At 69.8% G+C, this 14711-nt stretch carries 12 protein-coding genes; 3 read left to right on the top strand and 9 right to left on the bottom strand.

What is annotated here, in order from left to right:
* Positions 1-40: 40 nt before the first annotated feature.
* The 4 genes from AAC997_RS01860 to AAC997_RS01875 form a co-directional block, all read right to left on the bottom strand.
* Entirely contained in the window at positions 41-763 is a 723-nt protein-coding gene (locus AAC997_RS01860; protein ID WP_340643998.1) for an alternative oxidase, read from the bottom strand.
* A gap of 157 nt (positions 764-920) precedes the next feature.
* Positions 921-1688, bottom strand: a complete 768-nt coding sequence (locus tag AAC997_RS01865; protein WP_340643999.1) for a DUF3313 family protein — start codon at positions 1686-1688, stop codon at positions 921-923.
* Positions 1689-1767: 79 nt separating this feature from the next.
* A complete protein-coding gene (locus AAC997_RS01870; RefSeq protein ID WP_340644000.1) occupies positions 1768-2703 on the bottom strand; it encodes a phytanoyl-CoA dioxygenase family protein in 936 nt (311 codons plus the stop codon).
* Entirely contained in the window at positions 2700-2975 is a 276-nt protein-coding gene (locus tag AAC997_RS01875) for a hypothetical protein (RefSeq protein ID WP_340644001.1), read from the bottom strand. Before AAC997_RS01875 ends, AAC997_RS01870 begins: the two co-directional genes overlap by 4 nt.
* 148 nt (positions 2976-3123) lie before the next feature.
* Between AAC997_RS01875 and AAC997_RS01880 the strand changes: the two genes are divergently transcribed.
* Together AAC997_RS01880 and AAC997_RS01885 are read left to right on the top strand one after the other, a co-directional pair.
* Positions 3124-5919 carry an ATP-dependent DNA helicase gene (locus AAC997_RS01880; protein ID WP_340644002.1) on the top strand — a complete coding sequence of 932 codons (2796 nt, stop codon included), beginning with the start codon at positions 3124-3126 and terminating at the stop codon, positions 5917-5919.
* A 129-nt stretch (positions 5920-6048) separates the two neighbouring features.
* Positions 6049-7638: a pectate lyase gene (locus AAC997_RS01885; protein WP_340644003.1), complete on the top strand. Its 1590-nt coding sequence runs from the start codon at positions 6049-6051 to the stop codon at positions 7636-7638.
* Here the strand turns inward: AAC997_RS01885 and AAC997_RS01890 are convergent.
* Positions 7635-7964, bottom strand: coding sequence for an SMR family transporter (locus AAC997_RS01890; protein WP_340644004.1), 330 nt, complete (start codon positions 7962-7964; stop codon positions 7635-7637). The two genes, AAC997_RS01885 and AAC997_RS01890, sit on opposite strands and share 4 nt — an antisense overlap.
* Before the next feature lie 174 nt (positions 7965-8138).
* On the opposite strand from AAC997_RS01890, the gene AAC997_RS01895 reads away from it, so the two are divergent.
* Positions 8139-10151 carry an elongation factor G gene (locus AAC997_RS01895; RefSeq protein WP_340644005.1) on the top strand — a complete coding sequence of 671 codons (2013 nt, stop codon included), beginning with the start codon at positions 8139-8141 and terminating at the stop codon, positions 10149-10151.
* Here the strand turns inward: AAC997_RS01895 and AAC997_RS01900 are convergent.
* From AAC997_RS01900 to hisC, 4 genes are read right to left on the bottom strand one after another with little or no spacing between them, the layout of a single operon-like run.
* Complete coding sequence (locus AAC997_RS01900; RefSeq protein WP_340644006.1) at positions 10135-11499, bottom strand: serine hydrolase; 1365 nt, start codon at positions 11497-11499, stop codon at positions 10135-10137. The two genes, AAC997_RS01895 and AAC997_RS01900, sit on opposite strands and share 17 nt — an antisense overlap.
* Before the next feature lie 38 nt (positions 11500-11537).
* Entirely contained in the window at positions 11538-12635 is a 1098-nt protein-coding gene (locus AAC997_RS01905; RefSeq protein ID WP_340644007.1) for an AraC family transcriptional regulator, read from the bottom strand.
* 21 nt (positions 12636-12656) lie between these two features.
* Positions 12657-13589, bottom strand: a complete 933-nt coding sequence (locus tag AAC997_RS01910) for a prephenate/arogenate dehydrogenase family protein (protein ID WP_340644008.1) — start codon at positions 13587-13589, stop codon at positions 12657-12659.
* Positions 13589-14710, bottom strand: a complete 1122-nt coding sequence (hisC, locus tag AAC997_RS01915; RefSeq protein WP_340644009.1) for a histidinol-phosphate transaminase — start codon at positions 14708-14710, stop codon at positions 13589-13591. The genes AAC997_RS01910 and hisC overlap by 1 nt, the downstream gene beginning before the upstream one ends.
* Position 14711: the final 1 nt, after the last annotated feature.

A 14711-nucleotide genomic window follows, 5' to 3' on the forward strand; every position in this document is an offset into this window, starting at 1 on the left:
TAGCATGTTCCCGTTCCGTTTCATGCGCAAAGGCGTGGGCTCAGGCCTCCATGCGCAGGTCGTCGGCGTGGGGTGGATAGGGGGCGGCATGGCGATCGAGCGGCTCGTCGGCGAGCCTGCTGGCGAAGCCGTGATTGACGTCGCGGTGATGGGCCTCGTCGGCGCGCACCACCAGCACCACGTCGCGCAAGGTCGCGTCGGCCGGCAGCTTCCAATAGTGCTTGGCGATGTCCGGCGCCGGCACGTTCGGCGAGCGGCCCTCGTCGATCTCCTTGAGGTAGAGGGTGTAGCTGATCACCGCCTCCTCTTCGAAATAGCCCACCACCCGGTGGGCGGTGCGCGAGGAGACCAGGTAGAGGAGGAAGAACCCGATATAGAAAATCCACTGAGCCAACAGGATGACCCAGCGTTCGAAGACCGTCGGCTTGGCGATCTCGACGAAGGTCATCAGGTGCATCCGCTCGTTCTCGGCCTCTTCCATCAAGGTGCGGATCCAGCCCTCGTCGCCCACCATGCGGCGTAGGCATTTCAGGTGCGTGATGGTGGCGCCGACCATTCCGGGCACGGCGGCCACCGTTTCCAGGACGATGGCGCGATGGCCGTAGCGCTTGGCGAAGAAGGTGTCGGCGCACAGCCGCAGCAGCCTGGTGAAGCCCAGGGCGAAACGGTCGGAAAAACCGTTTGGCGCGTGGTGGACGGCCGGCTCGGCCTCACGCTCCTGCGCAAGTCCCCCGGGATCGGGCGCGAGGATCTTATTGACCATCTGGTGTCCTTTCAGGACGCCACCTCCGGCGCGGCTGCGGCGCAGGTGTCTCCGTGTTCGGAAGATGTCGGTGTAGAACGGGCGCAGGACGCGCCTCTCAACCGGTCGAACGGCTTAACCATATAAGGCGTGGGCGGGGGGGTTGTTCCCTCGGCGATCAGGGTCTGGATGCTTCCTGCGCCCGCGCGCCGCTCATCTGGGGGACGTAGAGGCCGGTTGCGAACTTGGCGGCCATGCCCTCCACCCGCATGCGCGAACCGTACTGCGCGCACGGATCGGGCTTCGCCAGCTTGATCGGCTTCCTGTCCTTGGCGGTCATGACCTTCGCGGCGTCGTCAGCGAAGGGCTCGGCGAACTGCAGGGCGTCGCCGATCCGGCTGAGGGAGGGGTTGTCCGTCCCCACTGCCATGCCCTGTCGGGTCCAGGTGATGGCGGCGAGCTGCCCGCCGTCGGCGGCGACCATCTCGGCCTCAACGCCGAGCCCGCCAAGGGTCCCTGGCGCGCGGACTCCGATGGGGCCGGGAATGAAGAAGCTGGCCGCCGCCGAAGCCGCCGAGCCCACCCGGCCGGTGGCCCGGACATGGCTGAGCACGGCGCGGACCCTGGCGTCCGCGGCGCCGTCCGGGGCGGCGATCTCGTAGCGTTCGGAGAGCTCGAAGCAGAGCTGGGCGTCGATCTCCCGCAGCAGGGTGGTCCGCTCGAGGGCCGACATCCAGGCGGCCGTGTTCTCCGCCACCAGGGTCGGCGCAAGCGCCACGCGGTGAACCTTCTCCAGGCCGGCTTCGTCCCTGCGATCCGAGATGCTGGCCCGCACGGCGCCGGGCTTTACCGCCAGGCCGTCATAGGTCGACAGCATCCCACTGGGCTGCGTCGGCGTGCTGCAGGCGGCGAGCGCCAGGAATGGGAGAACAAGCAGGAGTTTCATGCAATGGGTCCGTGGCGGGAGGGCGCGCATCATGCGCAGTCCCGACAGGTCGCAAATGGCCGGCGACGATGAGGGTTCCTCAAGCCCGGGCGGGATTCTCCAACCGGCTCATCCAGTGGTCGGCGTCATAGGTGCGATCGCCGGTCAGATGGCGCCAAAGCTTGATGCGGTTGACGAACTCCAGCCGCCCGGTGTCCTGCTCGAACCAGGGTTCGGGCGTCATCAGGATGGACTCCACGGTCTCGGGCTGGGCGCTCTTCACATAGAAGATTGGTCGGGGGTTGGGCTCCGCCGGGAGGGTCGCCATGTCCCATTGGCGCACCTGCGGGGCGCTGGGGTTCATGCGGATCTTGAACATTGTCCGCGTGCGGTCTGCCAGGTTCACCCCACCGCCGTGCCAGAGGCCGTTGTGCAGGAAGAGCAGGGTCCCGGCCTCGCAGACCATATGCTGCTGGCCCCGGATGTTCTGGTAGCGGCCCAGGGCCACCTCACTGACCTTGCGAAGGTGGGTGCCAGGGATAAAGCGGGTCCCACCCATCTCGCGGGTGACCTTGTGGGGGTAGTACATGACCTGCAGGTCGAAGCCCTTGGACGGATCGACCGTGGAGTCCTGGTGAGTGTGCTGGGAGACGTTTTCCCCGCCGCCGACCTCGTAATAGGCGGGCGGGAAGGTGACGTGCAGGAAGTGGTGATCGAACACCGGATCAGGTCCTGCCAGGCTCTGGATCGCGCCCTTCACCAACGGCAGGTCCAGCAACCGGCGGATCGCCGAGCCCTGCGGGTAGGTGGACGAGAGCGGTGCGCCGGCCGCGACCTCCGGGATCTCCGCCTGGCCCAGCAACTCTCCGAAGGCGCGCATGACCTTGCGGCCCGGCTCGGGGTCGGCGGCCTCGCCCACCTGCGCCAGGAACTGGCGGTTGATCTCCTCGGGGACCACGCCGTCGAAGCGCAGGAAACCGCGGGCCGTGAACCGGGCCATCTGCAGGGAGTCCAGCAGGACAGGTTGCTCGCTCATGCCGTCATCTCCACAAGCTGCTCGAAGAAGAACTCGTATTTCAGATAGGCGAGATCGAACTCCTCGCCGCGCGCGTGCGGCAGGATCTGCGAGGCCTGGAACAGACGCCAGCCATCGCGCAGAGCGTCGGTTCCGGTGCGATAGGGCGGCTGGTCGTCGTCCCCGGCCATAGGGCGCGTCTCGCCGGTCCCGTCATAGACCGCCCAGGCGACCACCGGAGAATCCAGGGCCGAGTTGGCCAGATAGAGAACCAGGACCTTCTGGCGCGTCATGCTTCCCCCTCGCCCCCATGCTGACGACGGGGTTCGGAGCCGATCATGAGCCAGCCGGCGGGCCATGGGAACGTCGGATTCCCCTTGCCGTCGCGTCGGAGGCTCCGTTCCCGTTCCGTTTCGTCATGAATTCCGGTAGTCAGAGGCCGTGACCGCGCTCGCCCCGAGTCTTGACCTGGCCCCCGCCCTTGTCGTCCTGCCCGGTCCCCGCGCCGCGGCGGCCGACGCGGCGCGGGCGCAGCTGATCCGGGCGCCGGAGGCGCGTGATCTCTTCGAGCATGGTCCGGTCCTGGTGGCCCATGCGGGCATGACCGCCAAGCGGCTGGGGGTGCATACGCCCGCCCGCTCGCAGGGGCTGTTCGACGCCCTGGAGCTGTTCGCCTTCGTCCGGCCCGCCCGGTTCTGCGCGCCTTCGGCGGCGGGTTTGGCCCTGGCGCTGGGCCTGCCCGAACCCAAGGGCGCGGCGGAACAGGCCAAGGTGCTGCGCGAGGCCTGCCACGTGTTGCTGGCCGAACTGGCCCTGACCCCGGAGCCCTCTCGCGAGGAGGCGCTGGCCATTGCTGAGACCCTGGCCCGCGCCGGATGGGCCTGGGGGACCGCCGTCATCGGGGCTCTGCGCTCCGCACCCGTCGGCAACGCCTTCCGCGGCTCAGGCATGGACGTGTGGACGAGAGTTCCCGAGTGGGAAGAGCAGGCGCCGCCGGGCGAAGCGGGTTCCCGTCCCATCGCGCCGGAAGCCGCCGCCCAGCGCCTCACCGACCTGCTGCGCCAGGCGGGCCTGGACGAGGCGCGGCCCACCCAGGCCGAGTTCGCCGCCGAAGCCGCCTTCGCCTTCTCCCCGCGTGAGAAGGAAGGCGAACCCCGCATGATGCTGGCCGAGGCCGGCACCGGGGTCGGAAAGACCCTGGGCTATCTGGCGCCGGCCTCCCTCTGGGCCGAGGCCAATGGGCCGGCGGTGTGGATCTCCACCTATACTCGCGCCCTGCAGCGTCAGATCGAGCGCGAGAGCCACGCCATCTATCCCGATCCCAAGGTCCGCGCGAAAAAGGCCGTGGTTCGCAAGGGGCGCGAGAACTACCTCTGCCTGCTGAACTTCCAGGACCAGGCCAACACCGCCCAGCTCGGTGGGGCCGACCTGATCGGCCTGGCGCTCACCGCCCGCTGGGTGCGCGCCACCCGCGACGGCGACATGACCGGCGGCGACTTCCCGGCCTGGCTGCCGACCCTGTTCGCCATCCCGCCCGTGGGCCAGGCCAGCGCCGCCAACCTGGTGGACCGGCGTGGGGAATGCATCCATGCCGGCTGCGCCCACTACCGCACCTGTTTCGTGGAGAAGGCGGTGCGCGGTTCACGCCGCGCCGACATCGTCATCGCCAACCATGCCCTGGTCCTGACCCAGGCGGCCTTTGACGGCGCGCGGGCCGCGCGGGGCTCCAAGGCCGACGGCGAGACCACCCAGCTCAAGCGCATCGTCTTTGACGAGGGCCACCACCTGTTCGACGCCGCCGACGCGGCCTTCGCCGCCGCGCTGTCAGGCGCGGAGTCCGCCGAGCTGCGCCGCTGGATCCGAGGGCCCGAGGGCCGCGGCCGCCGCGGCCGGGGTCTGGAAGCGCGCCTGATGGAGGTGCTGGGCGACCGCGACGACGCCAAGCGCGCCCTGGTGGACGCCACCCGCGCCGCCGCCGCCCTGCCCGGTGAAGGCTGGTCGGGGCGCGTGGCTTCGCCCAATGGCGAAGTGAACCCCATGGGGCCCATCGAGCACTTCGTGGTGGCGGTGATCGAGCAACTTCGCGCCCGCGCCGCGCCGTCGGAAGTTGGGATGGAGTGCGCCGCCCGCCCGGCGCTCGACCTGGTGCGCGAGACCGCGCGGGCCGCCGCCTCGGCGCTCGCCGCCATCGAGGCGCCCCTGCTGGCCCTGGCCCGTCACCTGGAGGACGTCCTGGACGACGAGGCCGCCACCCTACCGCCCGGAGATCGCGCCCGCATCGAAGGCGCTTTGAGGGGCCTGGACCGGCGCGCCCGCATGACCCTGCCGGCCTGGCGCTCCATGCTGCGGGCCATCGACGAGGACTCCGAGGACGACCCCGATTTCGTCGACTGGTTCGACGCCACCTTCCTCTATGGCCGGGTGGTGGACGCCGCCTGCCGCCGCCATTGGGTCGATCCGACCGAGCCCCTCACCAACACCGTCATCGCTCCCGCCCACGGGGTGCTGGTGACCAGCGCCACCCTGGCCGACTCGACGCTCGCCGATCCCTTCGCCCTGGCCGAGATGCGTACCGGCGCCGCGCGCCTGCCCGACCGGCCCAAGACCCTGCGGCTGGCCTCGCCCTTCGACTATGAGACCAATTCCCGCGCCTTCGTGGTCACTGACGTTGGCCGCGACGATCCGCGCCAGGTGGCCGCCGCCATGCGCGAGCTGTTCCTGGCCGCAGGGGGCGGGGGGGTCGGCCTGTTCACCGCCATCCGCCGGTTGCGCGCGGTGCATGAGCGGATCGCCGCGCCGCTATCGGACAAGGGCCTGGCGCTCTACGCCCAGCACGTCGATCCCCTGGAGGTCGGCGCGCTGGTGGACATCTTCCGGGCCGAACAGGACAGCTGCCTGCTGGGCACCGACGCCGTTCGCGACGGGGTCGATGTGCCGGGGCGGTCGCTGCGCCTGCTGGTCTTCGACCGTATCCCCTGGCCGCGCCCCGACATTCTGCACAAGGCTCGCCGGGTCCGTTTCGGCGGCAAGGCCTATGACGACAGCGTCGCCCGCAATCGCATCAGCCAGGCCTTCGGCCGCCTGATCCGCCGCGCCGACGACAAGGGAGTCTTCGTCATGCTGGACGCCGCGGCCCCCACGCGCCTGTTCTCCGGCCTGCCCGAAGGGGTGAAGATCGAACGCCTCGGCCTGGTGGAGGCCATCGAGGCCACAACCGAGTTCCTGGGGACACCTTGAGCCCATGGGTCAGGTCCTGATCGGCCTGACACGCGAGGGCCTCAAGGGTTGGGCGAAGGCGAGAAAGGGTAGGTTGCATCGCCTGACACCGGTGTCATGATGGCGTCAATTCGCCAGGGAGGCCAAGACATGCACGCGACCCGACGGGCCATTCTCGCCGGCATGGCCGGCGCCCTGGCGCTTCCCGCCGACGCTTCAGCCGCCACGCGGGCCGAGATCCTGGCGACCATGAAGCGCGCCACCCGGTTCATGACCGACAAGGCCGCCGTGCATGGGGGCTATGTCTGGTCGTACCTGCCGGACTTCTCGCGCCGTTGGGGGGAGCTGGAGGCCAGCGCCTCCCAGGTCTGGGTGCAGCCGCCGGGGACGGGCACGGTGGGGCACCTCTTCCTCGACGCCTATCACGCCACCGGCGACGAGGCCTATTACGCCGCCGCGACCCAGGCGGCGGAGTGCCTGATGGCGGGGCAACTTCCCACCGGGGGCTGGAACTACCTGATCGATTTCGGCGGCGAGGCGGCGAAGGCCGAATGGTACGCGACCATCGGCGCCAACGCCTGGCGGATGGAGGAATTCCAGCACGACTGGGGCAACGCCACCTTCGACGACGCCGGTTCGTCGGAGGCCATGCAATTCCTGTTGCGCATGTACCTGGACAAGCGCGATCCCAAGTTCAAGCCGGCGCTGGACCGGGCGCTGGATTTCGTCCTGAAGAGCCAATACCCCAATGGCGGGTGGCCGCAGCGCTGGCCGGCGGGGCGACCCTTCACCGCGCACGGCGCCGACTATACCGGCTACATCACCTTCAACGACGACGTGGCCGGGGAGAACATCAAGTTCCTGGTCATGGTGGCCCAGACCCTGGGGGATCCCCGCGTGGGGCCCGCCATCGCCCGGGCCATGGACGTCTTCCTCATCACCCAGCAGCCCGCGCCGCAGGCGGGCTGGGGCCTGCAGCATCGGGTGGACGACCTGACGCCCGCCGCCGCTCGAAGCTACGAGCCCCGGGCGCTCACCACCCACACCACGGCGGCCAACGCCGCCCAGCTGATGAACTTCTACGAGCTGACCGGCGATCCGAAGTACCTGGCCCGTGTGCCGGAGGCCCTGGACTGGCTGAGCAAGGTGGCCCTGCCGACGCCGCGGCCGGACGGCCGCACCCATCCGACCTTCCTGGAGATCGGAACCGATCGCCCGCTCTACGTCCATCGGCGCGGGTCCAATGTGGTCAATGGCGAGTACTATGTGGACGACAATCCGGAGAAGACCCTGGCCCACTACAGCTCCTTCCGGCTGGTGAAGCTGGACGCGTTGCGGGCCCGGTACGCGGCCCTGAAGACGACGCCGCTGGACAAGGAGGCTTCCCCCCTGACCCACAGAGGGCCCCTGCCGCGCTTCTTCGCCAACCAGGACTTCGAGACGTCGGACCTCAACGGTGGCGGGACCCTGGCGCCGTCGCCGGCCAGCCCTGAGGCCGCCGCCAAGCTGGTGGCCGAGCTGAATGCGCAGGGCTATTGGCCGACGCCTCTGCTGGCCGGCAGCAACCGCTACTCCGGTCCTGGTTCCAAGACCCCGACGCCGGGGGACTATTCACAGACCCATGTCGGAGACGCCACCGACACCTCGCCCTATCCGACCGACCGGCAGGTGATGGGCGTCTCCACCTCGGCCTTCATCAAGAACATGGGCGTCCTGATCAGCGTGGTGGACGCAGGCTAGACCGTCGCCTTGGAGTAGAGGTTGATCACCAGCACGCCCGCCAGGATCAACCCCATGCCGAGCACCGCGGGCAGGTCGAGCTTCTGCTTGAAGATCACCCAGGCCAGCAGGGTGATCAGCACGATGCCGATCCCCGACCAGATGGCGTAGCTGATCCCCACCGGCACGGTCTTCATGGACTGGGCCATGCAGTAGAACGCCACGAAGTATCCCGCCGAGGTGATGATCGAGGGGACCAGCCGGGTGAAGCCCTCCGAGGCCTTCAGCGCGGTGGTGGCGATCACCTCACAGAGGATGGCGATGCCGAGCCAGGCGTAGCCGTTCATGGACGAAGTCCTTCAAATATCCGTGCGAATCGGGCGTTGCGACCCACCCTAGGCGGTAAATCGCGGCCTTGGGTCACGGTCGCGCTTGCGCCGCGGCCGCTGCGGGTGAAGCATCTGGCCACCGGCGGTCACGCCCGTATGAGGCGCGTAAGCCAAATTGCGGAGGATCTGGACATGGGCCATAGCGGCTCGGTGCGCGCCATCGCCCTCGTCGGGGCGGCCGGAACCGGCAAGACCACACTTCTCGAAGCCATGTTGTTCGCCAGTGGGACCCTCCCGCGTCAGGGCGAGGTCGGCAGCAACAGCGTCGGCGACGCCAGTCCGGAGGCGAGGCTCCGAGGCCAGTCGGTGGAGCTCAACATCGCCGGGTTCGAACTCCTGGGCGACCGCTACGCCGTGATCGACGCGCCCGGTTCCACAGAGTTCGCCGCCGCCGGGGACCTGGCCCTGCCTGCCGTGGACCTTGCGGTCATTGTCGCTGACCCCCATCCGGGCCGGGCCGCCCTGCTGGCGCCGGTCTTCAAAGAGCTTGAACGGCTCGGGGTCCCCCGGGCCGTTTTCGTCAACAAGATCGACCAGGCGCGCGGGACCCTCGACGATGTGCTGGCCGCCTTGGCGCCGGTCAGCGCCGCGCCTCTGGTGGCCCGTCAGATTCCCCTTGTCGAGAAGGAGCATGTCACCGGCTTCGTCGACCTGGCCCTGGAGCGGGCCTTCGTCTACCGCGCCGGGCAGGCTTCGCAGCGCATCGACCTGCCTGCCGAACTGGCGCAGGTGGAGGCCCAGGCCCGCTTCCACATGCTGGAACAACTGGCCGACTATGACGACGCCCTGATGGAACAGCTTCTGTCGGACCTGGCCCCCAGCCAGGACGAGGTGTTCGCCGACCTGCTGAGCGAGATGAGCCAGGGCCAGATCGTGCCGGTGTTCTTCGGCTCGGCCCTGAACGGCTGGGGCGTGCGTCGCCTGCTCAAGGCCCTGCGTCACGAGACGCCGGAGGTGGAGCGCGCCGCCGCCCGTCTGGGGCTCACCGGTCCCTGCGCCTACGCCTTCAAGACCTCCTATGCCGGCCAGGTCGGCAAGCTCACCTATGCCCGGGTGATGGGCGGGGACCTGCACGACGGCGACGACCTCACCGCCGCCGACGGCCAGCACGGCCGGGCGGGCGGCCTGCTGACGGTGACCGGCTCAAGCACGAAGAAGATCGACCACGCCGCTTCTGGAGAGGTCGCCGCCATCGCCAAGATCGAGGCGGCTCACGCCGGCGAGGTGGTTTCCATGGACGGCAAGGCGCGCAGGACCAGCATCGCGCCAGCCGAGGCGCCGGTGCTTTACGCGCTGTCGGTGGCGGCCAAGGACCGCAAGGACGACGTGCGCCTGTCCTCGGCCCTGGCGCGGCTGGTGGAGGAGGACCCGGGCCTGCACGTGGTGCTCGATCCCGAGACTCAGGAGACCCTGCTCACCGGCCAGGGGCAGGCCCATCTGCAAGTCACCCTCGACCGTCTGCATCGGCGCTTCGGGCTGGAGGTGGCGTCGGCCCGGCCGAAAATCTCCTACCGGGAGTCCATCCGCAAGGGCGTCACCCAGCGTGGCCGCCACAAGAAACAGACCGGCGGCCACGGCCAGTTCGGCGACGTGGTGCTGGAAATCCGCCCGGGTCCGCGCGGCTCAGGCCTTACCTTCAGCGCCAGGATCACGGGCGGTGTGGTGCCCCGACAGTGGGTCCCCGCCGTGGAACAGGGCGTGCGCGACGCCCTGGAACGCGGGCCGCTGGGCTTCCCGGTCACCGACCTGGAGGTGGTGCTGATCGACGGCTCCCACCACAGCGTCGACTCCTCGGAAATGGCCTTCCGCGCCGCCGGCCGCCTGGCCATGGCCGAGGGCCTGCCTCAGTGCGCCCCCTACCTGCTGGAGCCGGTGGAGAAGCTGACGATCTATGCGCCGTCGGCCAGCACCTCGAAGGTCACCCAGGCGATCTCAGCCCGGCGTGGCCAGATCATGGGCTTCCAGCCTCGCGAGGGCTGGGCCGGCTGGGAAGAGATCGAGGTCGGGCTGCCGCGCCATGAACGCCTCGATCTGATCGCCGAGCTGCGCGGCCTGACCCAGGGCCTGGGGACCTTCACCGCCCGGTTCGACCACATGGCCGAACTCTCCGGCCGCGCCGCCGAGGAGATCACTCGGGCGGCCTGACCGCGACGATGGCCTCAGCCACCAGGCGGGCGACGCCCTCGATGTCATTGCCCGCCGCCGGGGTGATCCCCAGCCGCACCACCACCAGGCGGGCGGAGGGCACGATCACCACGTACTGCCCCTGATGGCCGCGGGCGAAATAGGCGTCGGCGGGCATCCCCAGGGCAATGCGCCGCCGCGCGCCCGGGCCTGGACCCCGGTTGGTCCAGAAGCCTGCGCCATAGCCCACCTGCTCCGCGCCGGGGGTCGGGCGGGCGGCATCGTCGGCCCAGCCCGCCGGCAGGATCCTCTCGCCGTCCACGACACCGTCGTCGAGATAGAGCTGGCCCAGCCGCGCCCAGTCCCGGGCGCTGGCCCACATGTGGCTGGCGCCGAGCGGTGTGCCGGTGGCGTCCAGTTCCAGGGTCGGATGCTCCATACCGAGCCGGTCGAACAGCTCGCGGTGGGCGAAGGCCTGCATGGCGGCCTCGGTTCCGCCCGCCTGGTCGCGGATGATCCGCGAGGTGATGGTCGGGCTGGCGTCGGCATAGGTCCAGCTTGTCCCCGGCGCACCGACCAAGGCGCGCGCCTCGGCGAACCCCGCCATGTCCCGCACGGCGAACAGCATGACGGCTGAGGGATCGAAGGCGCTCTTCAGGCTGGCGTTCAGGGAGTCCCCCAGGGCCAGTCCGCTGGTCATCCGCAGCAGGTTGTCCACGCTGATCGCGCGGCGGCTGTCGCCCTTCCAGGCCGCCACCGGGGCCGGCCCGTCCGCCGAGAGTTTTCCCTGCTGGACCAGGACGCCTACCAGGGCGTTGGTCACCGACTTGGTGGCCGACCAGCCGGTGATGGCGGTGTCGGGGCGATAGCCCGGGGCATAGCGCTCGCCGACGATCTGGCCGTCCCGCAGGATCACCACCGCCTTGGTCCGCCGCCACGGCTTCGCGGGCTCGGCGAAGGCCCGGTCCAGGGCTTCCTCGACGGCGGCCGAGGCAGGCGCCTGGGTCAGGGCGCGCGGTCTCGGCGCCGGGATCGGTTCGGGCGGAACAGGGGGTGGCGCGCCATGCAGCACCAGGCAGCCCGAAGGGCCGCGATAGACGGCCCGGGTCGTCGCCAGGCCCGCCAGGCTGGCGCTCACAGACTGGCCCTCGCGATCCACCTCGGTCCGCATCAGCCAGTGGGCGGGCCCTAGATCCGGGTCCACGGCCTCGCGGCGGAAGATCTCAGGATCGATCCGGGAGACAAAGGCGGCGGAACAGATCTGGTGGCTGGCCAGGCCGGTGGCCACCTGGGCCGCGCCTCTGAGCGCGCCGCAGCCGGCGAGGGGCAGGGTGGCCGCGATCAGCAGCCAGGGACGAAGGGATGTCATGCGAGGGCTCCAGGGAAGGTGGCCCGCAGTCTGATCCCTCAGGCGCCCCGTCGCTCGCCGGGTTTGAACTCCGGCTGGCCGAATCCGGAATCGGCCGACGCGCGCCGGAAGTCGGTGGGCGTCATGCCGGTCTCGGCGCGGAAGGCGCGGTTGAAGGGGCCTAGGGAGTTGAACCCGGCGTCGAGCGCGATGGTCAGGATCGGCACGGCGTCCTGGCTTCGGTCGGCCAGGGCCGTCCTGGCGTCGGCGATGCGGTAGCTGTTGAGATAGGCGTTGAAGTTGCGCTGCCCGAGGCCCGAATTGATCAAACGCCGCAGCCGGTATTCCGGCGTTCCCAGCCGCTCGGCCAGCTTCCCGATGGTGAGGCTCTCCTGACGATAGGCCCTGTCAATGTTCATGGCCTTGTCGAGGGCGGCGGTCAGGCCCTGGTCGGCGGGCTCGACGGGCCGCACCGGCGCGGTCGTATTCGCCGGCGTCAGCCAACCCGCGCCTGCGACCCGCAGAAGGGCGCCGGCGACCCCCAGGGCGATGACGGCCAGGGCCAGGGCGCGGATCAGGGCGCCGAGGTCGGGAACGGTCGTGCGCGGCCCTATCAGGTCCGACAGCGCGTTCAGGGCAATGAACCCTGCCGCAGCCCCCACCACGAAGGGCCGCGCGCGGCGCCTTGGCTCCACCAGGTCGGCGGGCCAGGAGGCCAAGGTCTGACCCGCCGCCAGCAGGCCAAGCCCAAGCGATTCCAGCACCAGGAAGCCACGCACCGCGATGGCGACCGGAGTCATCTCCGGTCCCAGGCCGAGAGCTTCGTAGAGGCCGACGGCGACGATCCCAAGCCAGGCCAGGGCGTGCCAGGGCCGCGGCCGGAAACCATCCTCGAACATCGCCCGCGCGAACAGCCAGAAGGCCAGGTTGCCGCCCGCCATCAGGGCCAGGATGGGCACGGTCAGCAGCCCCAGGCGACCGTGAAGTTGCAGGGTCGTGGCCAGGGTGAAGGCCGTGGCGCTGAGCGCGAACAGGGCGCCGAAACGGGCTGCAGTGACGTCCCGGTGGTCGCGAATGAGCAGGCCCGCCACCAGCATCAGCAGGCCGCAAGCGGCGCCGCGCAGCATCAGGTCCAGGCTTGGCAGAAGCTCCTGCATGCGCCCCCCGGCGACCGGTCCCTAGTGCTTGCCGCGGTCGCGGCCGAAGTTGGGTTCGGCGCTTTCCTGGCCCGCGGCGATGATGCCGCGGCGGATTTCGCGGGTGCGGGTGAAGAGCTCGAACAGCTTGTCGCTCTCCCCCCAGCGGATCTGCCGCGACAGGGCCTGCAGGTCCTCGGTGAAGCGGCCGAGAATCTCCAGCACCGCCTCCTTGTTGGCCACGAAGACGTCGCGCCACATGGTGGGGTCAGACGCGGCGATACGGGTGAAGTCTCGGAAGCCGCCGGCGGAGTACTTCATCACCTCGGCCTGGGTGACCTCCTCCATGTCGGCGGCGGTGCCGACGATGTTGTAGGCGATTAGGTGGGGCAGGTGGCTGGTGACGGCCAGGACCAGGTCGTGGTGGCGGTCGTCCATCAGTTCGACATTGGCGCCGAGCGCGCGCCAGAACTCAGAGAGCTGGCTGACCGCCTCCAGATACGGATCGTCCTGCCGGGGCTGGGGGGTGAGGATCACCCAGCGGCTCTGGAACAGCTCAGCGAAGCCGGCGTCGGGGCCGGAGTGCTCGGTGCCGGCGATCGGGTGGCCCGGAACGATGAACACGGTGTCGGGCAGGGCGGCCATCAGGGCCTGGGCGACGGAGCCCTTCACTGAGCCGACGTCGGTGACGATGGCGCCGGGCTTCATGGCCGGGGCGGCGGCGGTTGCGGCCTCGCCCATGGCCAGGACGGGAACGGCGAACACCACCAGGTCAGCGCCGGCCACCGCTTCGGCGATATCGCCGGTGACCTTGTCGGCATAGCCCAGCTCGACGATGCGCGCGCGGTGCGCCTCGCTGAGGTCGGCGACGATGATCTCGCCCACGGCGCCGGCCTCGCGCGCCGCCAGGATCACCGAGGAGCCGATCAGGCCGCAGCCGATCACCGCCATGCGGGGGAAAAGGATCTCGGCCATCAGGATTTCAGGAAGGCGGCGAGCGCCTCGACCACGGCGCGGTTATGCTCTTCAAGGCCGATGGTGATCCGCAGGTGGTCGGGCAGGCCGTAGCCGGTCACGCCCCGCACGATGATCCCCTTCGAGGCCAGGAACGCCTCAGCCTCCTTGGCGGTCTTGCCGGGCGTCGTGGGGAAGCCCACCAGCACGAAGTTGGCCGCCGAGGGCACGGGCTCAAGGCCCAGGCCGCCGAGCTGCTGGATCAGGTAGGGCCGCCACTGTTCGACAAGGGCCAGGGAGCGCGCCTGGAACTCGTCATCCCCCAGGGCGGCGACGCCCGCCAGCTGGGCCGGGATGTTGACGTTGAAGGGCAGGCGGATGCGGTCCAGGGCGTCGGCCATTTCCACGGGCATATAGGCCCAGCCCACCCGCAGGGCGGCCAGGCCATGCAGCTTGGAGAAGGTGCGGGTGACCACCACGTTCTCGAACTCGCGCACCATCGACATGCCGTCCTCGAAGGCGGGGTCGGCCACGAACTCGGCATAGGCGCCGTCCAGCACCAGCACGATGCTGGGGGCCAGTCCGGCGTGCAGGCGGCGGATCTCCTCGCCGGTGATCCAGGTGCCGGTGGGGTTGCCGGGATTGGCGACGAAGACCAGGCGGGTGCGGTCGTCGACCTGCGCCAGCATCGCGTCGACATCGATGCGGTGGTTGACCTCCTTGGCCAGCTTCACGGTCGCGCCGCAGGCCCGCGCGCCAATGGCGTAGGCGCCGAAGCCGAACTCGCCCTGGACGATGTTGTCGCCGGGTTCGAGGAAGGTCTGGTTCAGCAGCTGGAAGATTTCGTCCGAGCCGCAGCCGAAGATCAGGCGCTCGGGCTCCAGGCCGTACTTTTCCGCGATGGCGGTCCGCAGGATCGTGGTGCGGCCGTCAGGGTACATGTGCAGTTGGTCGATGGCGCCGGCGAAGGCCGCCTTGGCGTCCGGGCTGCAGCCCAGGATGTTCTCGTTGGCCGACAGCTTCAGCGGATGTTCGATCCCGTCGACCTTGGCCTTGCCGGGCACATAGCAGGCGATGTCGAGGATGCCGGGCTTCGGCGTGGGCCGCTGGGCCTTGGCGCGGTCGAGGACGGTGTCGGACATG

The sequence above is a fragment of the Phenylobacterium sp. genome (assembly GCF_037968635.1).
In the GTDB taxonomy this organism is placed as follows: domain Bacteria; phylum Pseudomonadota; class Alphaproteobacteria; order Caulobacterales; family Caulobacteraceae; genus Phenylobacterium.